The organism is Bacillus sp. 522_BSPC (genome assembly GCF_001076885.1).
Lineage (GTDB): Bacteria > Bacillota > Bacilli > Bacillales > Cytobacillaceae > Niallia > Niallia hominis.
The window spans coordinates 22,318-40,290 of sequence record NZ_JVDT01000162.1 but is presented as its reverse complement, the minus strand read 5'-3'; the positions used below and the strand labels follow the sequence as shown (position 1 = coordinate 40,290).

Sequence of the window (17,973 nt, the reverse complement as noted above, 5' to 3'; positions counted from 1 at the left end):
AAAATGTAATTATTAATATGAATTAAAGTATTATTAATTCGAGATATTAATTTAAAAAAATTACATGCTTTGTGCATGGAGACCTAATTTTTTTAGCTGTTCAATCAGCAATTCTTTTTCTTTTATTTCCAGTCCGCCACATATCTCTCTCATTGCTGCCTTATGCTTTGGAAAGACTTTGTCCATCAGTTCCGTTCCTTCTTCGGTAATAACTGCATATGTTATTCGGCGATCTTTAGGACATGGCTTTCTTCTTATTAATTTTTTATTCTCTAATTTATCAACAACATAAGTAATACTACTACTTGCAATCAGTACCTTCTCACCAATCTTTTGAATAGGCTGATCTCCTTTGCTGTAAATTAATTCAAGAACAGAAAACTCTGTAGGATTTAATCCAAGACATTTTATATCTTCTTCTACTCGTTTCTTAATCGATTGCAAAGCTCTCGATAAGACGACAAATACCTTTAAAGATAAATCTTCATCATATGTTAATAATTCTTTATTATCCATGATAATCTCCCTTTCAATTATCTTGAATTCGAGATAATTATATAATACACTCTTTATGCCTGTCAACTGGTTTCTGATAAACTTACAATAAATCGGCTTCAAATTCCAAAAAGGTTTCATACTTGCTTATTCACACCACACCCTTTTTCGTCTATCTACTGGTGGATAGACGAAAATAGAATGCAAGAGTCGTAAAAGCGGCGGATACTATCTTGCTTTGGACCATATATTTGTTTTTTGGATCATATCCTTCTTCCTTTGGACCATATATTTGTTTTTTGGATCATATCTCCCTTACTTTGGACCATATATTTGTTTTTTGGATCATATCTCCCTTGCTTTGGACCATATATTCGTTTTTGGATCATATCTCCCTTGCTTTTGGACCATATATTTGTTTTTTAGATCATATCCTTCTTCCTTTGGATCATATATTTGTTTTTTGGATCATATCGCCCTCCCTTTGGATCATATATTTGTTTTTTAGATCATAACCCACCTATTTTAGAACATATGGTTCAATCCTGGATCAAATTATATATATATCAAAGTACAAAATATGCCAACACTAGGCTTTAACTAACAGCTAAACTAAAATACAAAAAAACAGGTGGAATTGCTTCCGCCTGTTTAACTCATTTTGCTAAGTATTAAGACTTCTTTTGTTTTTTTCGAGAAGAATCTGCCTTCGTTCTCCCCGTTTCCTTTGTAGTTGTCCCTTGGCCTTCAGGTTGTGTCGAGCCTAAGCCAATTGTTGATGGATCTGCTTTTCTGTTTGGCATGATAATCACCTCCACTTTCTATTGTTCCTTGAAATAGGGAAGTTATGTAATACCTAATTGTGCTGCACATAAATGCATTAAAAAATACAGTCTTTCATTTAACTTCATATTTACTTATAGTTAATGACACAGGAAAGTAACTGGAGAGGAGTAATTAAATGAAAATAGAAGCACCAAAAATTCCAACTAATTTACCTGCAAGGAATTTTCATGATATTTTATATGAGGAAGACCTAGAGCTAGAAATGTGCCAGATTCAGCATTCCGTTTTTAACGATGAAGTATTAAATAAAGTGCGATTATCAAAAATGGTGCTTAAAAATTGTAAATTTATCAACACTGATTTTTCTGGTATTGAAATGACAGATGTTGTCTTTGAGAACTGTGATTTCTCTAACGCCAAAATGAACATTTCTTCGATACACAAATGTACATTTAGCAATTGCAAATTATTAGGCGTAGATTTTACAGACTCACGGTTTGGTAATGTTCAATTTAATGATTCTTTATTAAATTTAGCGGCATTTGGGAGCTCCAAATTAGAAAAAGTTCGGTTTCTAGACTCACCAGTAGAGTCGTCTGATTTTTACGATTGTATCTTTAAAAAGGTAGAATTTAAAAAATGTATAATGGATGGAGCTAATTTTGAAAGGACTTCTCTTAATGGTGTGGACATTAGTACATCTACTTTCCAATCACTAATGGTATCCCCATCAGATTTAAGAGGCTGCAAGGTTTCTACTTATCAAGCGATTCAATTTTCCGCTTTATTAGGATTGGAAATCATCGACTAATTTAAGACAGAAAAAGCTAGCAAGTCGATTGCTGACTTACTAGCTTTTTTATCCTATTATGGAAGGATTCATGCAAACATTATCCCCAAACCTTCACATAATTCTTCCCTTTTTTCAATGTGCTTATTGGTCCTAGCACACTTCTCTCTTGTCTTAATTCTCCTAAATAATCCGTATCAACAGCTACTTCACTTCCATCCGGATTTTCAAAGTTAGCATCCACAATGCGGACTCTTTCAAGTGTTTGTGTTGTTTGTACCTCGCCAAGAATACTCTCATAGTTCTCTGGAAGTTCAATTGATAGATATACTTCTGTTCCTTCTTCTACTATCTTTAAGCTTGGATTAAAGGTATCTTCTACTAGCTTTTCCTCTTCTCTTTCAAAAGGGCGTGCTCCGTTTAAATAAGCATTACGCTTAATATAAACCGGCTGCTCTACTTTATTAAATGATTCATGGTCGCCTTCTTCTTGATGAACGGTTTCAATATATTCCTCAAGGGAAGCTGTATAGCCATTGTAATGAGATGTACCAACACCTTCTAGCGTCTCATCCCCAACAAAGATATTATTGTAAAAACGATCATCGCCACCATACGTTACAGCAAAACCTGCTACCTCTGTGCTATGTGGAAAATGATATGGCGTCGCACGATCAAGCATTTTGCGGTGGACCATTTTTCCGCGAATTAAATTATTAATGTAAGCTCCACCCTGGGCATGATTATCTAAAGCGTAATCTGCTGTTAAAATATTATGATCTACGATATAAGGACCACTGCTAACTTCTACAAATAAATCACGATTATTACGATAATAAAGATTGCTGCTGACTCTTGTTCCTTGTGTTTGCCAATCTAGCCATGTTCCTAATGAACAATCATGAATGCGATTATGGTGTATTTGGACATCAATCGCAGCATGAAGCTTGATACCAGCAATCTCATGGCCGTAAAACTCTCTCTTTAAGGCAATATTATAAATGTGATTATTATAAATTTCACTAAATACACAGCCTAGGTGCCCAACAATACCATTTTGTCCGCAATCATAGATTATATTATTTCGCACGATGTGGGAGCCAATCTTCTCTTTGCTCCAACCAGCTTGTCTCGCAAGGAAGACAGATTCTAATTGATATTGATAGCCTGGTTTATCTTTTCGCTTCGTACGATAGTTATTTCCAGTTGATCCTTCTTTTCCAAGACTTATGCCACTACATTTGGAATCATGGATGATATTATCTTCAATAATCCATCCTTTACTCCAATGAGGGCCAAGTAAACCTGGCTGATCAGCGGTAGGTGGTGTCCATGGTGTTGCTGCTTGGGCCATCTCGAATCCTTTTACGGTTATATAATTAATGCCAGTTTCTTCAGGATAGAAGCAAGCTTTTCGAACATTTATCTCCACTAACTCTTCATTCGGATTATACGCGTGAAAATTAGCATAAATACTTGTTGAGTCTTCATTTACCTGAGTAAACCAAACATAAGCTGTTTGCTCAGGGTTATGTACAGGAACAACCTTCTTTGTCCAGTGATCTAATACTTCTGTTTGCTTTTGAGGATTTTTAACTTGTTCTAATGTTTCTGCTTCATAAAAAGACCTTCCATTTAGGTATACATCCCCTAGATGTCTACCTGGATTATAGACAATCCAATCGCCAAATATTTCCTCTTTATAGGGATTATACTCTCCAAAAAATGAATTTGGGAGTTCCGTTTTCCAAACAGTACCTTCTACTTGCTGCCAATTTTGAATCTGCTCTGAGCCTTTGATGACTACTTTTTCACCGTCAGCTGCTTGATAGGTAATTCTTCTTGTATTGCTTAATCCCGCATTTTTCGGTTTTACCCATTCACGATATTCCCCTTCATGCACAATAACGGTGTCTCCTGCAACCGCAACTGAAGCTGCCTTGTTTATGGTTAAAAATGGACTTTGTATCGTTCCCTCTCCTAGATCTGAACCATTTTTTGCTACGTGATATTCTACAGCCATTTTTCTTCCTCCTTCATTGTGACTCTGTCCTCATTATAGAAACTTTAAAAAGTTGTTACTATTCAAAATGTAGTATAATTTAAGACAATATTAGTGTTTTTGCATAGGAGGAAAAGAATTGGTTTTTTTTGAAAATCACGGCGTAGAAGAAAAAGAATCCTTTGAAAAATTCACCCTAATGAATTTCAACTTTCCTCTCCACTTTCATCGAGCCTATGAATTAATCATTGTTAACGAAGGGGAACTATTCGTTCGCGTGGATTAAAAAGAGTATTTACTTAAAAAAAATGATGTTGCCTTTATTTTCACGAATCAAATGCATGAATTCAAAACAATCCATCATTCCCATATCAGTGTCATTATTTTTTCACCTGAATTAATAGGACATTTTTTTATGAATTACAAAGGCTTTATTCCTGATAATAATGTCATTCACTTAAAGGAAACACCAAATTTAGACGCAATTGATTCTATTTATCGTCAAAAAAGTTTTCTTTATGATATATGTGGTAATTTAGTAGAGAATACAAAATTAACGCCTGTTGAGTACTCAACAAAAATGAAAGTATTTCATAAAATACTCCTTTATGTGGATAATCATTATAGTCAGGATTGCACATTAAAAGCTGTTGCAAAGCATCTTCAATATGATTACGCTTACCTTTCCAAGCTTTTTGTTCATATTACGAACATGACTTTTACCGAATACCTTACCCAATATCGAATTTCACAGGCTTGTTATCAGTTAAAAAATAGTCAACAGCCGATTGGCGAAATTGCAATGAACTGCGGGTACAATAATTTGCGATCTTTTCATCGGAATTTTAGAAAAATCACTAACTTTTCACCTAGAAAATACAGGGAACTCTCGTAATAATCATGTATATTATGCTAATTTTATGTACATTTTATAGATACAATGCTTAAAGGTGGGATCTCTATGGAAAACGCCTCAAGAAGATTACAAATATTAATGGGCGACACGTTACAAATACTTGATCATATGAAAGTAGATGCTGACAAAGATACGATGCTTCAGCAAGTAAAAAGTGACTTACAAGAACAGAATAGCCAAATGGATAGACTTACAAAATCAGACGAAGAGATCATCAACACTGCGATCTCCATGACACAAAGCCTTGATAGAATAAACAATATAGTCCAACAATTAGAAGCAAGCTTAATGGAGGACTATCAAACATCAACAGGGGGCATTGATGAATATCAACATATGTCCATCGATGAGCAAAGGGAACATCCCGAAAGCTATCATGATAAGATTGATTACTTAAGTGCCGTAAAGATCCGAGAAAATATAAATCGAATGAATGAAGTACTACTCAGCATAAGATCTTAATAATATTTATTATTTGAGGGGGGATTCCAATGCCTTTCGTTATAACTTCACCATGTATGCATGAAAAAGCAGGTGATTGTGTAGATGTTTGTCCTGTTGATTGTATCGCAAAGGGAGAAGATCAATTCTATATTGATCCAGATATTTGTATTGATTGTGGTGCATGTGAAGCAGTATGTCCTGTTTCAGCAATTTATCATGAAGAAGAAGTGCCTCCGGAAGAGCAAGCCTATATTCAGAAGGCAATTGATTTTTACAAAACATATGAAGGATGACAAGAAACAAATCAACTTTATTTTGGTTGATTTGTTTTTTTAAGGGGGAGGATGAATTCTTCTATTAAGCTAAAAATCCAACAAAAAATCTTGCCTAAATACTACTAGGCAAGATTTTTAAGTTTAGGTCAAGCACCTAATCTAACCATATGAAAAGGTTGCGCCTTAAGCTCCCTCTTTTTCCAGATTAGCATCAATTTCTTCTTTTAGCTTTTCCACTTCATCTTCGATTTCAGCTGGAATATATTTTGATTTATTTAGGTACGTTTTGCTTAAAGAATAATCAGGAACTGCTTTAAAAGCATTTGCTAGAAAATAAAAATTCACTTGTGCATCACTGCCAAGGCCAATTGATTCATCAATAATTGATTGATAGTCGCCTTTTTCTAATAAGCTAATAAATTTCTTATCTTCATCTGTTAATTCTTTAGCTTTTGTTTCTTGGTTTGCATTACTCTCTTCTTTTACTACTTCTTCTTTGTTCTCTTCCGCTGCATTTCCACATCCTGCAAGCAAGAATAAGAACGCTACCATAAATAGAGAAAGATATCTCATTTTAAACCTCTCCTTATACGCATATAATATAATTATTATTCCAAAAAACGCTACAATTTATGAAAAACCTATGTAGAAACTTGAAAAAAAATAGAATCATAACATTTCTTAGATTGTTGTGTATTATTAGAAAACTTAGAATATTATTCATCCTCTGCTGAAAAATAAACCGAAGAATCCCTCACAAAGATGCTTGACTGGAACATTTTAGCATACTTATTTTATTATATCAATATATTATGATTTGTTTTTTTATTCTTAAAAATCAATCAATTACTCTATTAAACTAACTATTATTGTCCCAAAAATAAAAAACAGAACTCCTTCATGAAAGGAAGAAGCACTGTTTGTAATCTCAAATACTATAACTTTTGTCCATTTGTAGCAATCACCTGTTTGTACCAGTCAAATGATTTTTTCTTTGTTCTTTCTAATGTACCATTTCCATAATCATCTTGGTCTACATAAATAAAGCCGTATCGTTTAGACATTTCAGAGGTACTTGCAGATATAAGGTCAATACATCCCCAGCTAGTATAGCCGATTAAATCTACACCCTCTTTGATCGCCTCTTTCATCTGCTCAAGATGTGCTCGCATATATGCAATGCGATAGTCATCATTAATAGAGCCATCCTCTTCTACCTTATCGTAAGCACCTAAGCCATTTTCTACGATAAATAAAGGTACTTGATAGCGATCATACATTTTCTTTAACGTAATTCGTAATCCTTTCGGGTCGATTTGCCATCCCCAATCAGATGATTCTAAGTACGGATTTTTAACTCCCGAGAAGAAGTTTCCTTTTTCCTTTAACTTATCTGGTGATCCACTCGCAACCATTGACATATAATAGCTAAATGATAGGAAGTCTACTGTATGCTGTAATAGCAGCTCCTCGTCACCTGGCAACATATCTATTTGAATATCATTTTCCTCAAAGTAGCTTAGCATAAAGCTAGGGTAGTATCCGCGCACTTGAACATCCGTGAAAAATAAATTTTTCTGATCCTCATCTAAAGCGACTAGTACATCATCAGGATTGCACGTTTCTGGATACACTTCCATCCGCGCTAGCATACAGCCAATCTGCGCATCAGGAATAATCTCATGGCATGCCTTTACCGCTCTTGCACTTGCTACAAATTGATGGTGCAATGCTTGATAGATTGCTTGTTCCTTATTCTCTACCTCATCAATTAATATACCGCTTCCAATATAAGGGGAAAGAGTGGAGATATTAATCTCATTAAAAGTTAACCAATATTTCACCTTGTCTTTATAGCGGTTCAAGACTGTTTCTGCATAATGAACAAAGAAATCAACTAAGCTTCGATCCATCCATCCATTGTATTCTTGAACTAAGTTCAGGGGTATTTCATAATGGGATAGCGTCACTAATGGCTCGATTCCATATTTAGCTAACTCGTCAAATACTCTATCATAAAATGCTAAGCCATCTTCATTCGGTTCCAAGTCGTCCCCATTTGGAAAAATACGTGGCCAAGAGATAGACATACGGAATGTTTTAAAACCCATCTCTGCAAAAAGTGCGATATCTTCTTTATAGCGATGATAAAAATCAATTCCGCGACGTTTTGGGAAGTTATCTCCATCTTTACCAGCTAATAACGCTTCCAATTCTGCTTTACTTTTTACATCCATCTCGATATCATTGCTGCGTGCTTCTTTCGGAATGAATGTAACCATATCAAAAATAGATAATCCTTTCCCGCCTTCATTATAAGCACCTTCTAATTGATTGGCAGCTGTAGCTCCACCCCATAAAAACCCTTCAGGAAATCCACTTTTCTTCATTATAATATCCTCCCTTTTCTAATCTCTATAGATAATGATACGCTTACAAAGACAAAAAAACTGGTCTCTTTTAGACCAGTTTCTAAGAAGGATACTGCTTTTGATATTGATAAACAAGGACATCAAATAACCGTAATAGCGTGTAACTACTAACTTCACTATTTTCGATATTCCCACAGTGTAAGACCTCATCAAATTCGCGCTTATGTCGCTCTGAATCCGAAAATGTAATTAATAATTTCTTTCCGTTCGCTGCCTTTATTTTATCATTTATAGACAACTCTTCTATGAGGATATTCCCTTGGATAGAAATCGTAATAATCATGTCCTCCTTTGTTAAATGTTCTAATGTCTCCAGTTGTTTAAAGAAATTTGTATTGCATTCACATAGCTTTCCAAGAAGAAATAATTGTTTTTGAAGCTCCATCGCCTGAATTTGATGTTTTTCAAAGCCTAAAATAACAATCCTTTTAGATTCATGAATTTTTTTTATAATCCGTTCTAGTTGTTCCTTCGGGATACGTTCAATGATCTCCACATTTTCCTTTAGCTTTGATTCAAATAAATCTGCATTCAACTGTTTTTCTCTCTCCTCATACATTCTACCTTGAAAAGCAACACTGTTTCGCAGATTAGAAAAATTGCGAAACCCTATTCGCTTACAAAAACAATTTATGGTAGAAGGGGCAACATTACATCTTTCCGCAGCCACCTCTAAAGAATAGCCTTCAATATCATGGATATTTTCAAGAAAACTATTGGCTATAGAATAATTGATATCTTTTTCTAAAGAATTATTTATGTAAGCTAATAAAGTATAAATCAATTGTTCCAAGTTTCCCACCTCAGGATGATCGTAACATATTTTTGTAGGGATGGTTAGGGATTTGAAAGTTTGATGAGTAATTGTTAGATTCCCACCTTCTAATAAAAATTCAAAATAATTTATTTTGTGTATATCTTATGAATATTCTCATTATATTATTTACTTTTTTTTCTAATTGTACTAAATTTACATTAATATACAAGAAAGGAGGAAATTCGAAATGAAGAAAAAAAACTTTGATATACCTACTCGTTCAAAAAATTGTATTGGAATTAATTGCGGTTAAGTTTAATCATTTTTAAAATTCCCTCACAAATATCTTAGAAACAGTGAGGGAATTTTACTTTTCATCTGATTTACATAAATGATTCACACTTAATCTAAATTACTTATTATCTCGATTTTTTAAAGGAGGAAATATTTAATGTTTATTCCAGAATATAGCATTTATATTAGTGAAGAAAATCACATACTTTTCGATCTATTAACTTTTGATATATTTGAATTAAACGAAGAATTTTATAGTGGTTTCATTAAACTCTATAAAGGTGACTCTTTGAAACTTTTACCTGACATTGAAAAATATATTCAACAAAGGGTTCCTGTGAACAGTACGTTTGATAAATTCACTCCTATCATTGATAATATTAAGCTTAATGTTTCGCATGGCTGTAATTTGAGATGCTCATATTGTTATGCTGGACAGGGGGATTATGGTGATAATAGATTATTTATGAAGGAAGTAATTGCAGAACGAGTAACAGAATTGATAGACAACTATGCTACCAGTATTAAAACTATTACTTTTTTTGGAGGAGAACCGACTCTTAATTCTAAGATGATTAAGTATTTCTGTGAAAAATATCCTCATCTAACTTTTATGATGCAGACTAATGGAACAAATTTATTAAATCCAACCATTATGAATTTAATCTTAAAGTATAATTTTAAAATTACTGTAAGTATAGATGGACCAAAAGAAATTCATGATAAGCATAGAAGAGACATTAAAAACAATCCAACATATGAAAGAATACTAAAGAATGTAAAACAAATCCAAATGAAAAATCCTAATAAAATTCTTTCCATTCAAGCAACTTATACTCCTTCTACTAATAAGCTTTATTCAAAAAAAGAAATTGCTCAAAAAATCTATAGTGATTTTGGTATATCGAATATAGCAGTTAATGATGTATGGGAAGTAGGAACATCTAATAATGTTTATAATATAAGTAAAAAAGAAATTGAAGAAGACTTTGAAGAATTTCTATATGAACAATCTTATTTTATGAGAACTAGCACAGCTGATATATTATCTTATTTCTTTTCGAAAGAAATAGATTGGTTCCACTTTTGTGAAGCTGGTTTGGAGTTACTATCTATCGACCCAAATGGAAATATTTGGCCATGTCATTTATTTGTTAATACTTCTGAAAAAATCACCAATATAGTTAACGAAGATTTAAGTTATGTCTGGAAAAAAATAATGAGTTATCCTCAAATCTTTCATTCCAAAACGAAAGAACGAAAAGAGTGTGAGATATGTATCGCTCGCTTTAGATGTATCTTATGTAAAAGAGTTGATGAAAATCCATATCAAGAGATTCGTTGTAAAAGCAAAAGGCAAGAAACAAAAATGGTATTCGATTTAATTGCAAAACACCACGATAGAATAGATGATATCGTTTCTAAATTAGATAGAATTCATAATATTATTTAATTTAATTTTCCTTAACATAAAAATTCATTTTAAAGAGAAGCAAACTTATAGGAAGGTGACTCAATTGTTAAAAAATATAAATAAAAAATGGATAATCATATTTATCCTTCTACTACCATTGGCTGCATTTGAAAATACCTTTAAAGCCTTTGTTTTTAAAGAAGTTTTCGATTATTTTGAAGCGGCGAATAAACTTCCTCTTGTAAAGTTAATCATCTTTTCCATTAGCGGTTATTTTTTGATTATGATTAGTCAAACATTATATTACTTTACTGTCCATCAGATAGTTTATATGAATATTACAGCTTTAAAACAAAGGATTTTCAAAGTGTTTATTCATTCAGATGATTTACTTCAAGAAAAGAATACCTCATCCTATGTTTCCTTTTTATTAAACGATTTAAAATTGGTTCAAACTAACTATTATGACGCCCTATTAAAAATTATCCTAAACCTAATTATATTTTTAATCTCGATTAGCGCTATTTTTTTTCTTAATAGTACGATGGCTATTCTATTAATAGTAGTATTTATCATTCCTAGTTTAGTCCCACAATTATTAAAAAAAAGAATCGTTGACCAAACAGAAGACTGGACAAATAAAAGTGAAATCTATACTGGGAAAGTGAAGGATGCTTTTACAGGTATAGATATTATTCGAGGCTACGGTATGGAAAAGCGAATGATTGAAGATCATTTAACCTACAATTCTACCGTGGAAAGAAGTTTTGCGACATTAAACAATTGGCGTATACTCTCAGATAATATTGTTGGTTTTTTTGGGATTTGTGGCTTTTTCTTTGTTAATATATATGGAATAATTCTCGCCACTAGGGGAGAGATCACGATTGGAACAGTTCTTGCCATTATTCAGCTTTCTAATACTGTCATTGCTCCAGCACTTGATTCATTGGAGGAGTATAATAAGATATTAACTACAAAAAAAATTCGCGATAGAATACAAAAATTCATAACAAATACACCCGATAAACCTACTAATCATCAAGCAATCCCTTTTAAAGATTCATTAACATGCGAGAGTCTTACCTACAAAATAGGAGATAAAATGATTCTTTCTGATTTAAACCTTGAAATAAAAAAAGGGAAAAAAATTCTTATTACTGGTCCTTCAGGTTCGGGAAAAAGCACCTTATTAAAAATTCTGCAAAAGAGAATTCAAAATTATCAAGGTACGATAAAACTTGATGGTGTTAACTTTCTAGATGTTGATGCCATTTCTTTTTATAAGACAGTATCCATGATTAATCAAAAGCCGTTCTTATTTGATGATACGTTTCGAAATAATATACTACTTGGAGAGAATTACAGTGAAGCAGATATTATGAATGCTTGTTATCGGGCTGGACTATCTGAAGTAATTTTTGATAAAGGGTTAGATTATAATGTTGGAGAAGATGGAAAGAATTTATCTGGTGGACAGAGACAGCGTATCGAAATAGCTCGAGCCTTTTTAAGAAATCGTGAAATCCTCCTTATGGATGAAGCGACATCCTCTTTAGATAGGGAAACAGCAAAAGAAATTGAACAAATAATCTTATATGATAAAGAATTAACGGTTGTATCTGTTTCTCATCATTTGGAAAAAGAAAACTTATCTGTTTATGACGAAATTATTGTTTTGATAGACGGGAATATAGTAGAATTCGGCTCTTTCGAACAACTTATGCACAGACCACATTCCTATGTGCATTTCTTAGCATGATTAGGAAGAAAATCAGAAACAAATATTTAATTAATGAAGGAAAAAGAGAAAGGGCAATAATTTGCTCTTTTTTTATTGATTTTACGAGCCCCCTCATTTGACTACTTGACTTAAACCGTAGTTTAAGTCGTATACTAATTCTGTCGACAATGAATGGAGGTCTCCGAATGAAATATTGTCATATCAGTGATGCATCAGCTAAATTTAATATTCCTGAATCAACGATAAGATATTATGAAAAGCAAGGACTGCTTCCATTAATAGAACGTGATGAAGCTGGAAGGCGGTTATTTTCCGAAAATCAAATGGAACTCCTCGGAACAGTTATCTGTTTAAAGAATACGCATATGCCTATAAAAAAGATTAAACAGTATATTGATTGGATTATAGAAGGAGACAGCACCATTCAGCTACGACTTGCAATGATGGAAAATCACAAACAAGATGTAGTCGCTGAGATATCGTTAATGGAGGAATCCCTAAAAGGAATTGATGTAAAAATTTCACGGTATACGAAAAAGATAGAGGAAAGTATATAGAAAGAAATTTAGTAGCTATATATATAGTATAAAATAATTCGAAAAGAGGAATCCAAATGAAACTCTCAAGCAATACAATTCTAATTACAGGTGGAAGCGCCGGGATCGGATTAGCTTTTGCAGACCGATTTATGAAAGCAGGGAATCAAGTGATTGTTTGTGGTCGCCGAGAAGAGGTACTTCAACAGGCGAAAGAGAAATTCCCTAGCCTTATTACATATGTGAGCGATCTAGCAGTAGAAACTGACCGTATTGCACTATTCGATTGGGTTACAACGAACTATCCAGACGTGAATGTGTTAGTGAACAACGCAGGAATTCAACAACGTTTTAATGTGTTAAAAGCAGACGCTAAGAATGATTGGAGTTATTTCAACAAAGAAATCACCATTAATATGGAAGCTTCTATCCATCTATCTATGTTGTTTGCGCCTTACTTTTCAGAAAAAGAAAATGCGACCATTATTAATGTAACATCAGGCTTAGCCTTTACACCGATGGCAATTGCTCCGATTTATTCAGCAACCAAAGCAGCAATGCATTCTTTTACCATGAGTTTAAGACACCAGCTTTCCGACACTTCTGTGGAAGTAATCGAAGTTGCTCCTCCTGCTGTAAATACAGATTTAGGCGGTGCCGGCTTACATACTAGTGGCGAACCATTAGATGCATTCGCAGATGGAATTTTCCAAGGATTAAAAGAAGGAAAGATGGAGATCGGATATGGTAGTTCTGTCAATCGCTTGAGAATGTCACGTGATGATTCGGATAAGCATGTGGAAAATATGTATAATGCGATGAAGAAGACGATAGAGTAAATCGTATATTACTTTCGCTAGAAAAAAACTCACCGTGTTGGATGAGTTTTTTTCTAGTGAATTAAATTCTATATCCAATCTTCTACTTTCTTCTTTTTCCAATCAAAAACATTACTAAACCAAATAATACCGCTCCAATTATCCAAACCCATATTGGAATGCCATTATCTACTTTCACTTGAGTAGCTTGTGTTTTCTCTACATATTCCGTTACATCTTTGTTATTAATGGTAAAGGGTTTAGCTGTGGATACCTCTTTCCCATCAACTTTCCCTTTTATATTTAATGTATAGTCGCCATCTTCAAGTGTTTCATCATTCCATTGGATTGGATATCTTATTTTTGTCTTAGGGGCCATTTTAAAAGGTCCATATTCCCCTTTAAACAACTCGTTTCCATCCTTATCTGAAACCGAATAAGTACCTGCTATTTTTTCTTGTATTTTTTTTGCATCGTTGCTCATTTCCATAAACACAAAACCAGTTTCGCCACTAAAACCTGCTTCTCCAAATTGGAAGTTATCAGGCACTTCATTTGGTATATTTAGTTGAAGTGCAATGGCATAGACGGTCTCTGTTTTCAAAATAAAATTCGCAGTACCTTCTTCCGCTTCTTGTTGTGTTTCCGTTTCCTCTCCTTGCATTGTAAAAAGAATACCCCCTAAAATATGCTTTCCATCTAATTCTGGAACTGTTAACTCAATGGGTACCTCCACAGATGTTGATGGAGGTACCTTTACAGTCTCTTCTACTTTAATAAATTCAGCCAATCGAACAGCATCCTCCAAAAGAACGGTATCGGTAGAGTATAGCTCATCCTCATAGAGCATTCCACCATTTGGATTAGTATAAGCATTTGCTGGCTTAATACTTATCGTTACCTCTTTGTCCTCATTGTTGGTAATGCGCACTTGAAGTGTTTGTACTTCGCTCGAATTTACAGACAAATCAAAGTACCCTTTTGTTTGAAGATTTTGATTTTCTGGATAGATTGGCTCAATGGTTAAAGGAACGCTAGCTTCCTCTGCCTTCACATATATACTAACTAATGGAGATGCCTTTCCAAATATGAGTATTAAAAATAAAATACGAAACACTTTCATGCTTGTACCTCCCTATCGTTGGCTTATTTTAACCAAGTTAGAGAATTTTCATTAGAGTAGAAAAAGAAAAAACAATATCGATTGAACATGTCTTCCTTATCTTTGAATATTTAATGCTAAAAAGGGATTAATAATAAATCGAGTAGGAGGGAGTGATTAACTCCCGACCTCTCACACCACCGTACATACGGTCCCGTATACGGCGGTTCAATAACTTAAGTATCGACGTTCATATAAATGGTTAAGGTCTTTTAGACCCCATTTAATGAGCGTCTTTATTTTAATTGCCGTATGAAGCGTTTCACAGCCCGACATCCTCCAATAACCCTTTCGGGTATTAGCTACTTTCAAAGCCTCTTCATGTTTGATGCCTAATCTCCTTAGTTGCGCATAACGTGTTTTGACCTTTTTCCATCTTTTCCATATAATCTGTCTTAATCGATGATTCAACCATTGTGCAATATCTTTAATAAACCTCTTCATCAAGCTAATCCCATAGTAATTTATCCAACCAACAGTCGCTTGGTTAATTGCTTTGGCTATTTCCTCAAACTTACCTGGGCGATTTCGTCTGGTTAGGGATTTTAATTTAACTTTAAATCTCTTTTTGGCTGCCTGGTGCGGTCTACAACTAACACCTTTAGAAGTAGAGTGTATGCAAAAACCTAGAAATTTCAATTTTGTTGGACTTCCAATTTGGCTCTTAGTGCTGTTAACCGTCAGTTTCAAATCTTTCTCTAGAAAGTTAGAGATACTTTCTAGTACCCGTTGCCCAGCTCGATTGCTTTTAACATAAACGCAGAAGTCATCCGCAAAGCGCACAAACTTGTGTCCACGTTTCTCTAATTCCTTATCTAGTTGATTTAAGTAGACGTTACTCAATATTGGCGAAAGAACGCCGCCTTGAGGAGCACCAGAATCCGTTGATTTTGTTAGTCCATTTTCAAGGATTCCACTCTTAAGAAATTTCCAAATTAGCTTTAGGACTATATTGTCTTGTATAAATACCTTTAGGTATTCCATCAACTTCTGGTGATTTATGGTGTCGAAGTAACTCTTTAAGTCACAGTCTACAACCACTTTATATCCTTGTTCGTAATAGTTGATGGATTGCTCAATGGCTTGATGTTGGTTTCTGTTGGGTCTAAATCCATAGCTCATTTCTGAGAAATGAGGGTCGATTATCCCACCGATTACTTGATAGATTGCTTGTTGGACCATACGATCCCTTACACATGGAATGCCTAACTTACGTTTAGACCCATCTGGTTTGGGAATTTCAACACGTTTAACAGGTAAAGGTTTATAAGTGCCATCCTTCAATTTTCTTTTCAATTGCTTGTGGTATTTACTTACATGACCAAAAAGTTCATTTACTGTCATCCCATCAATACCGGGTGCACCTTTATTTGCCTTGACCTTCTCACATGCTCTAAGTAGATTATTATCATCAATTATTCTGTCAATTAAGTCGATACCATCTTGTCGTCTTGCTTCTTTAAGGACAGTACTGCACACTTTTGCATACTCTTCAGTTTCCAACTTATCTCTTTGCAAATAGCCATTTTCCAATGTATTCTGTGGTCTTTGCACTGTCTTCACCTCCGCATTTCTTCAAGATTGTTATTGTTCAGCCCTTCATTCCAAAGGAACTACTATGGCTTCTGCTGACTTCTTACAATTCAGTTTGTCATCACTGACCAACTTGTTCCTGTGAGATATTCCATCTCTCTTGTCGGGAACCCTTGTAAGACCTCCCCGGGTAAGAGCTATAACCTTCCTCCCATGTAACTGCTATATTTACTGTATGGGACTCGTGCAGTATTGGACTTTGTTTTGTTGTGCAAACTCGTCCATCCCAATTCAGCCTTATATATAGTTTCTGTCCGTCAGTTCGGGATTTTGCCTCCGGCTTCCTTCAGATTCCACCTCACGATGGACACCCTTGCCATTAGCTAACAGTTCCTACTGCCAAGCCTGTAGTGGACTTTCACCACCAAGTTATAGCCCATGCCGGGCGCACACAAAAAAACCATGCCTTATTAGACATGGTCACATTAGGAATTCGCTTATATCATGGTCCAGTTGTAACAGTTACTGAAATTGTTGAAGTGTATGTTCCTGCTTTAACATCTTTTGGTTGAAGAGTTAACGTTAAATTGTTTGCATCTACATTATACGTACCCATGCCGCCGCCTTCAGCAGCAGAAAGAATTTTCACACCAGTAGAACTATCTATTTTACCACTTGCTTTAGAAATGGTAGCTAACTCACTAGCTCCGGTATCCGCAGTCACTGTTGGAAGATCGATATCAATTGAATTGGTTGGTAATGTTAATCCATTAGCTGAATCCGTAAATTGATCAGCTTTCACCACAACGTTCCATCCATCTCCGGTTCCTGTTGCGTCAATTACAGTAAATGCACTAACAGCAGCAGTACTATTTTGAACTTGTCCATTAAGAGTTACAGAGCCAAAGTTATCAACACTTGGTTGAGTACCAAATGATAATGAACCACCTTCGATTGCTGTTGTAGCAGCAAATGCTGATTGTCCACCAACCAATGCGGAACCTATAATTGCTAAAGTAGAAACAGTTGCAAATAATTTTTTAATCATTGAATTTCCTCCTTTAGACTGTTTGTTTAATTTATTTGAAATAAGCACGTTATTTTTATCCATTAAAAAAATCCCTCCAACACAAATTTTTTGAATCGGAAGAATCTTGAATTTCAACTCATAACACGAGTATCATTCTCCATCCTTCAGCAGCTCAGCCACCATGGTGATTCTCACGTTTAGGTCTGTAACTTTGCGTCCCAATTTTTCAACTGGTTTGCCTTTGTTGCAGAATGAGAACGATTTTGACTCTCTGTATTTATGTCGATTATCGTCGTCCATCACTCTCTGAAACTAACTATACTCTGGATATGAAAAAAGAGATAGATATAAAATTTTTCCAGAATAGTAATTAACTCGAACTAATGTGAAAAAATATACCTAAATAAGCATTTATAATATATTAATATAATTACAAAAAAAGAGAAGTAATACAATAATTGATTAAATATTAGGACATTAAAAGCTCACCTTTATGTCGGTGAGCTTTCTTCAGATATTACATTATTGGTTTAACCATTAATCCT

General features: G+C 34.3%; 18 protein-coding genes and 1 riboswitch. Of the genes, 9 read left to right on the top strand and 9 right to left on the bottom strand.

Annotation, left to right across the window (positions count from 1 at the left end):
- Window positions 1-60: 60 nt before the first annotated feature.
- Window positions 61-516: a MarR family winged helix-turn-helix transcriptional regulator gene (locus tag ADJ83_RS14000; RefSeq protein WP_031537928.1), complete on the bottom strand. Its 456-nt coding sequence runs from the start codon at window positions 514-516 to the stop codon at window positions 61-63.
- 650 nt (window positions 517-1,166) lie between these two features.
- Entirely contained in the window at window positions 1,167-1,298 is a 132-nt protein-coding gene (locus ADJ83_RS25255) for a YuzL family protein (protein ID WP_152910826.1), read from the bottom strand.
- 158 nt (window positions 1,299-1,456) lie between these two features.
- Here ADJ83_RS25255 and ADJ83_RS13995 point away from each other — a divergent pair, with 158 nt between their 5' ends.
- Window positions 1,457-2,092, top strand: a complete 636-nt coding sequence (locus ADJ83_RS13995; protein WP_048718061.1) for a pentapeptide repeat-containing protein — start codon at window positions 1,457-1,459, stop codon at window positions 2,090-2,092.
- Window positions 2,093-2,171: 79 nt separating this feature from the next.
- On the opposite strand, the gene ADJ83_RS13990 is transcribed toward ADJ83_RS13995, so the two are convergent.
- Window positions 2,172-4,094 carry a right-handed parallel beta-helix repeat-containing protein gene (locus tag ADJ83_RS13990; RefSeq protein WP_048718060.1) on the bottom strand — a complete coding sequence of 641 codons (1,923 nt, stop codon included), beginning with the start codon at window positions 4,092-4,094 and terminating at the stop codon, window positions 2,172-2,174.
- 118 nt (window positions 4,095-4,212) lie between these two features.
- On the opposite strand from ADJ83_RS13990, the gene ADJ83_RS26235 reads away from it, so the two are divergent.
- From ADJ83_RS26235 to ADJ83_RS13975, 4 genes are all read left to right on the top strand, one after another.
- Window positions 4,213-4,359, top strand: coding sequence for a hypothetical protein (locus ADJ83_RS26235; protein ID WP_235252120.1), 147 nt, complete (start codon window positions 4,213-4,215; stop codon window positions 4,357-4,359).
- Between the two features lie 129 nt (window positions 4,360-4,488).
- On the top strand, window positions 4,489-4,968 hold the full coding sequence (locus ADJ83_RS26230; RefSeq protein ID WP_235252119.1) for a helix-turn-helix transcriptional regulator: 480 nt from the start codon (window positions 4,489-4,491) through the stop codon (window positions 4,966-4,968).
- A 66-nt stretch (window positions 4,969-5,034) separates the two neighbouring features.
- Window positions 5,035-5,451 carry a hypothetical protein gene (locus ADJ83_RS13980; RefSeq protein ID WP_048718058.1) on the top strand — a complete coding sequence of 139 codons (417 nt, stop codon included), beginning with the start codon at window positions 5,035-5,037 and terminating at the stop codon, window positions 5,449-5,451.
- Window positions 5,452-5,480: 29 nt separating this feature from the next.
- Window positions 5,481-5,726 carry an indolepyruvate ferredoxin oxidoreductase subunit alpha gene (locus tag ADJ83_RS13975; RefSeq protein WP_048718056.1) on the top strand — a complete coding sequence of 82 codons (246 nt, stop codon included), beginning with the start codon at window positions 5,481-5,483 and terminating at the stop codon, window positions 5,724-5,726.
- Between the two features lie 165 nt (window positions 5,727-5,891).
- Here ADJ83_RS13975 and ADJ83_RS13970 read toward each other — a convergent pair whose 3' ends face one another.
- From ADJ83_RS13970 to ADJ83_RS13960, 3 genes are all read right to left on the bottom strand, one after another.
- Window positions 5,892-6,281: a hypothetical protein gene (locus ADJ83_RS13970; RefSeq protein ID WP_048718055.1), complete on the bottom strand. Its 390-nt coding sequence runs from the start codon at window positions 6,279-6,281 to the stop codon at window positions 5,892-5,894.
- A 362-nt stretch (window positions 6,282-6,643) separates the two neighbouring features.
- Entirely contained in the window at window positions 6,644-8,098 is a 1,455-nt protein-coding gene (locus tag ADJ83_RS13965) for a glycoside hydrolase family 1 protein (protein WP_048718053.1), read from the bottom strand.
- An 82-nt stretch (window positions 8,099-8,180) separates the two neighbouring features.
- Window positions 8,181-8,933, bottom strand: a complete 753-nt coding sequence (locus ADJ83_RS13960; protein ID WP_048718051.1) for a MurR/RpiR family transcriptional regulator — start codon at window positions 8,931-8,933, stop codon at window positions 8,181-8,183.
- Between the two features lie 415 nt (window positions 8,934-9,348).
- Here ADJ83_RS13960 and ADJ83_RS25250 point away from each other — a divergent pair, with 415 nt between their 5' ends.
- The 4 genes from ADJ83_RS25250 (at window position 9,349) to ADJ83_RS13940 (ending at window position 13,724) form a co-directional block, all read left to right on the top strand.
- On the top strand, window positions 9,349-10,644 hold the full coding sequence (locus tag ADJ83_RS25250) for a radical SAM/SPASM domain-containing protein (RefSeq protein WP_048718049.1): 1,296 nt from the start codon (window positions 9,349-9,351) through the stop codon (window positions 10,642-10,644).
- Between the two features lie 64 nt (window positions 10,645-10,708).
- The gene (locus tag ADJ83_RS13950) at window positions 10,709-12,367 is read left to right on the top strand and encodes an ABC transporter ATP-binding protein (RefSeq protein WP_048718048.1); all 1,659 of its coding nucleotides are present in this window, start codon (window positions 10,709-10,711) and stop codon (window positions 12,365-12,367) included.
- A gap of 167 nt (window positions 12,368-12,534) precedes the next feature.
- Window positions 12,535-12,906 carry a MerR family transcriptional regulator gene (locus ADJ83_RS13945; RefSeq protein ID WP_031537935.1) on the top strand — a complete coding sequence of 124 codons (372 nt, stop codon included), beginning with the start codon at window positions 12,535-12,537 and terminating at the stop codon, window positions 12,904-12,906.
- A gap of 56 nt (window positions 12,907-12,962) precedes the next feature.
- Window positions 12,963-13,724 (top strand): SDR family oxidoreductase, encoded by a 762-nt coding sequence (locus tag ADJ83_RS13940; RefSeq protein WP_031537936.1) that lies wholly within the window; start codon window positions 12,963-12,965, stop codon window positions 13,722-13,724.
- Between the two features lie 82 nt (window positions 13,725-13,806).
- On the opposite strand, the gene ADJ83_RS13935 is transcribed toward ADJ83_RS13940, so the two are convergent.
- The 3 genes from ADJ83_RS13935 to ADJ83_RS13925 all read right to left on the bottom strand — a co-directional run bounded on the left by ADJ83_RS13935 (window position 13,807) and on the right by ADJ83_RS13925 (window position 17,446).
- Window positions 13,807-14,826 (bottom strand): DUF916 domain-containing protein, encoded by a 1,020-nt coding sequence (locus tag ADJ83_RS13935; RefSeq protein ID WP_031537937.1) that lies wholly within the window; start codon window positions 14,824-14,826, stop codon window positions 13,807-13,809.
- A 207-nt stretch (window positions 14,827-15,033) separates the two neighbouring features.
- Window positions 15,034-16,419 (bottom strand): group II intron reverse transcriptase/maturase, encoded by a 1,386-nt coding sequence (gene ltrA / locus ADJ83_RS13930; protein ID WP_031537938.1) that lies wholly within the window; start codon window positions 16,417-16,419, stop codon window positions 15,034-15,036.
- A gap of 481 nt (window positions 16,420-16,900) precedes the next feature.
- The gene (locus ADJ83_RS13925) at window positions 16,901-17,446 is read right to left on the bottom strand and encodes a WxL domain-containing protein (RefSeq protein ID WP_031537939.1); all 546 of its coding nucleotides are present in this window, start codon (window positions 17,444-17,446) and stop codon (window positions 16,901-16,903) included.
- 145 nt (window positions 17,447-17,591) lie between these two features.
- Window positions 17,592-17,678: riboswitch (cyclic di-GMP riboswitch) on the bottom strand.
- Window positions 17,679-17,973 lie beyond the last annotated feature (295 nt).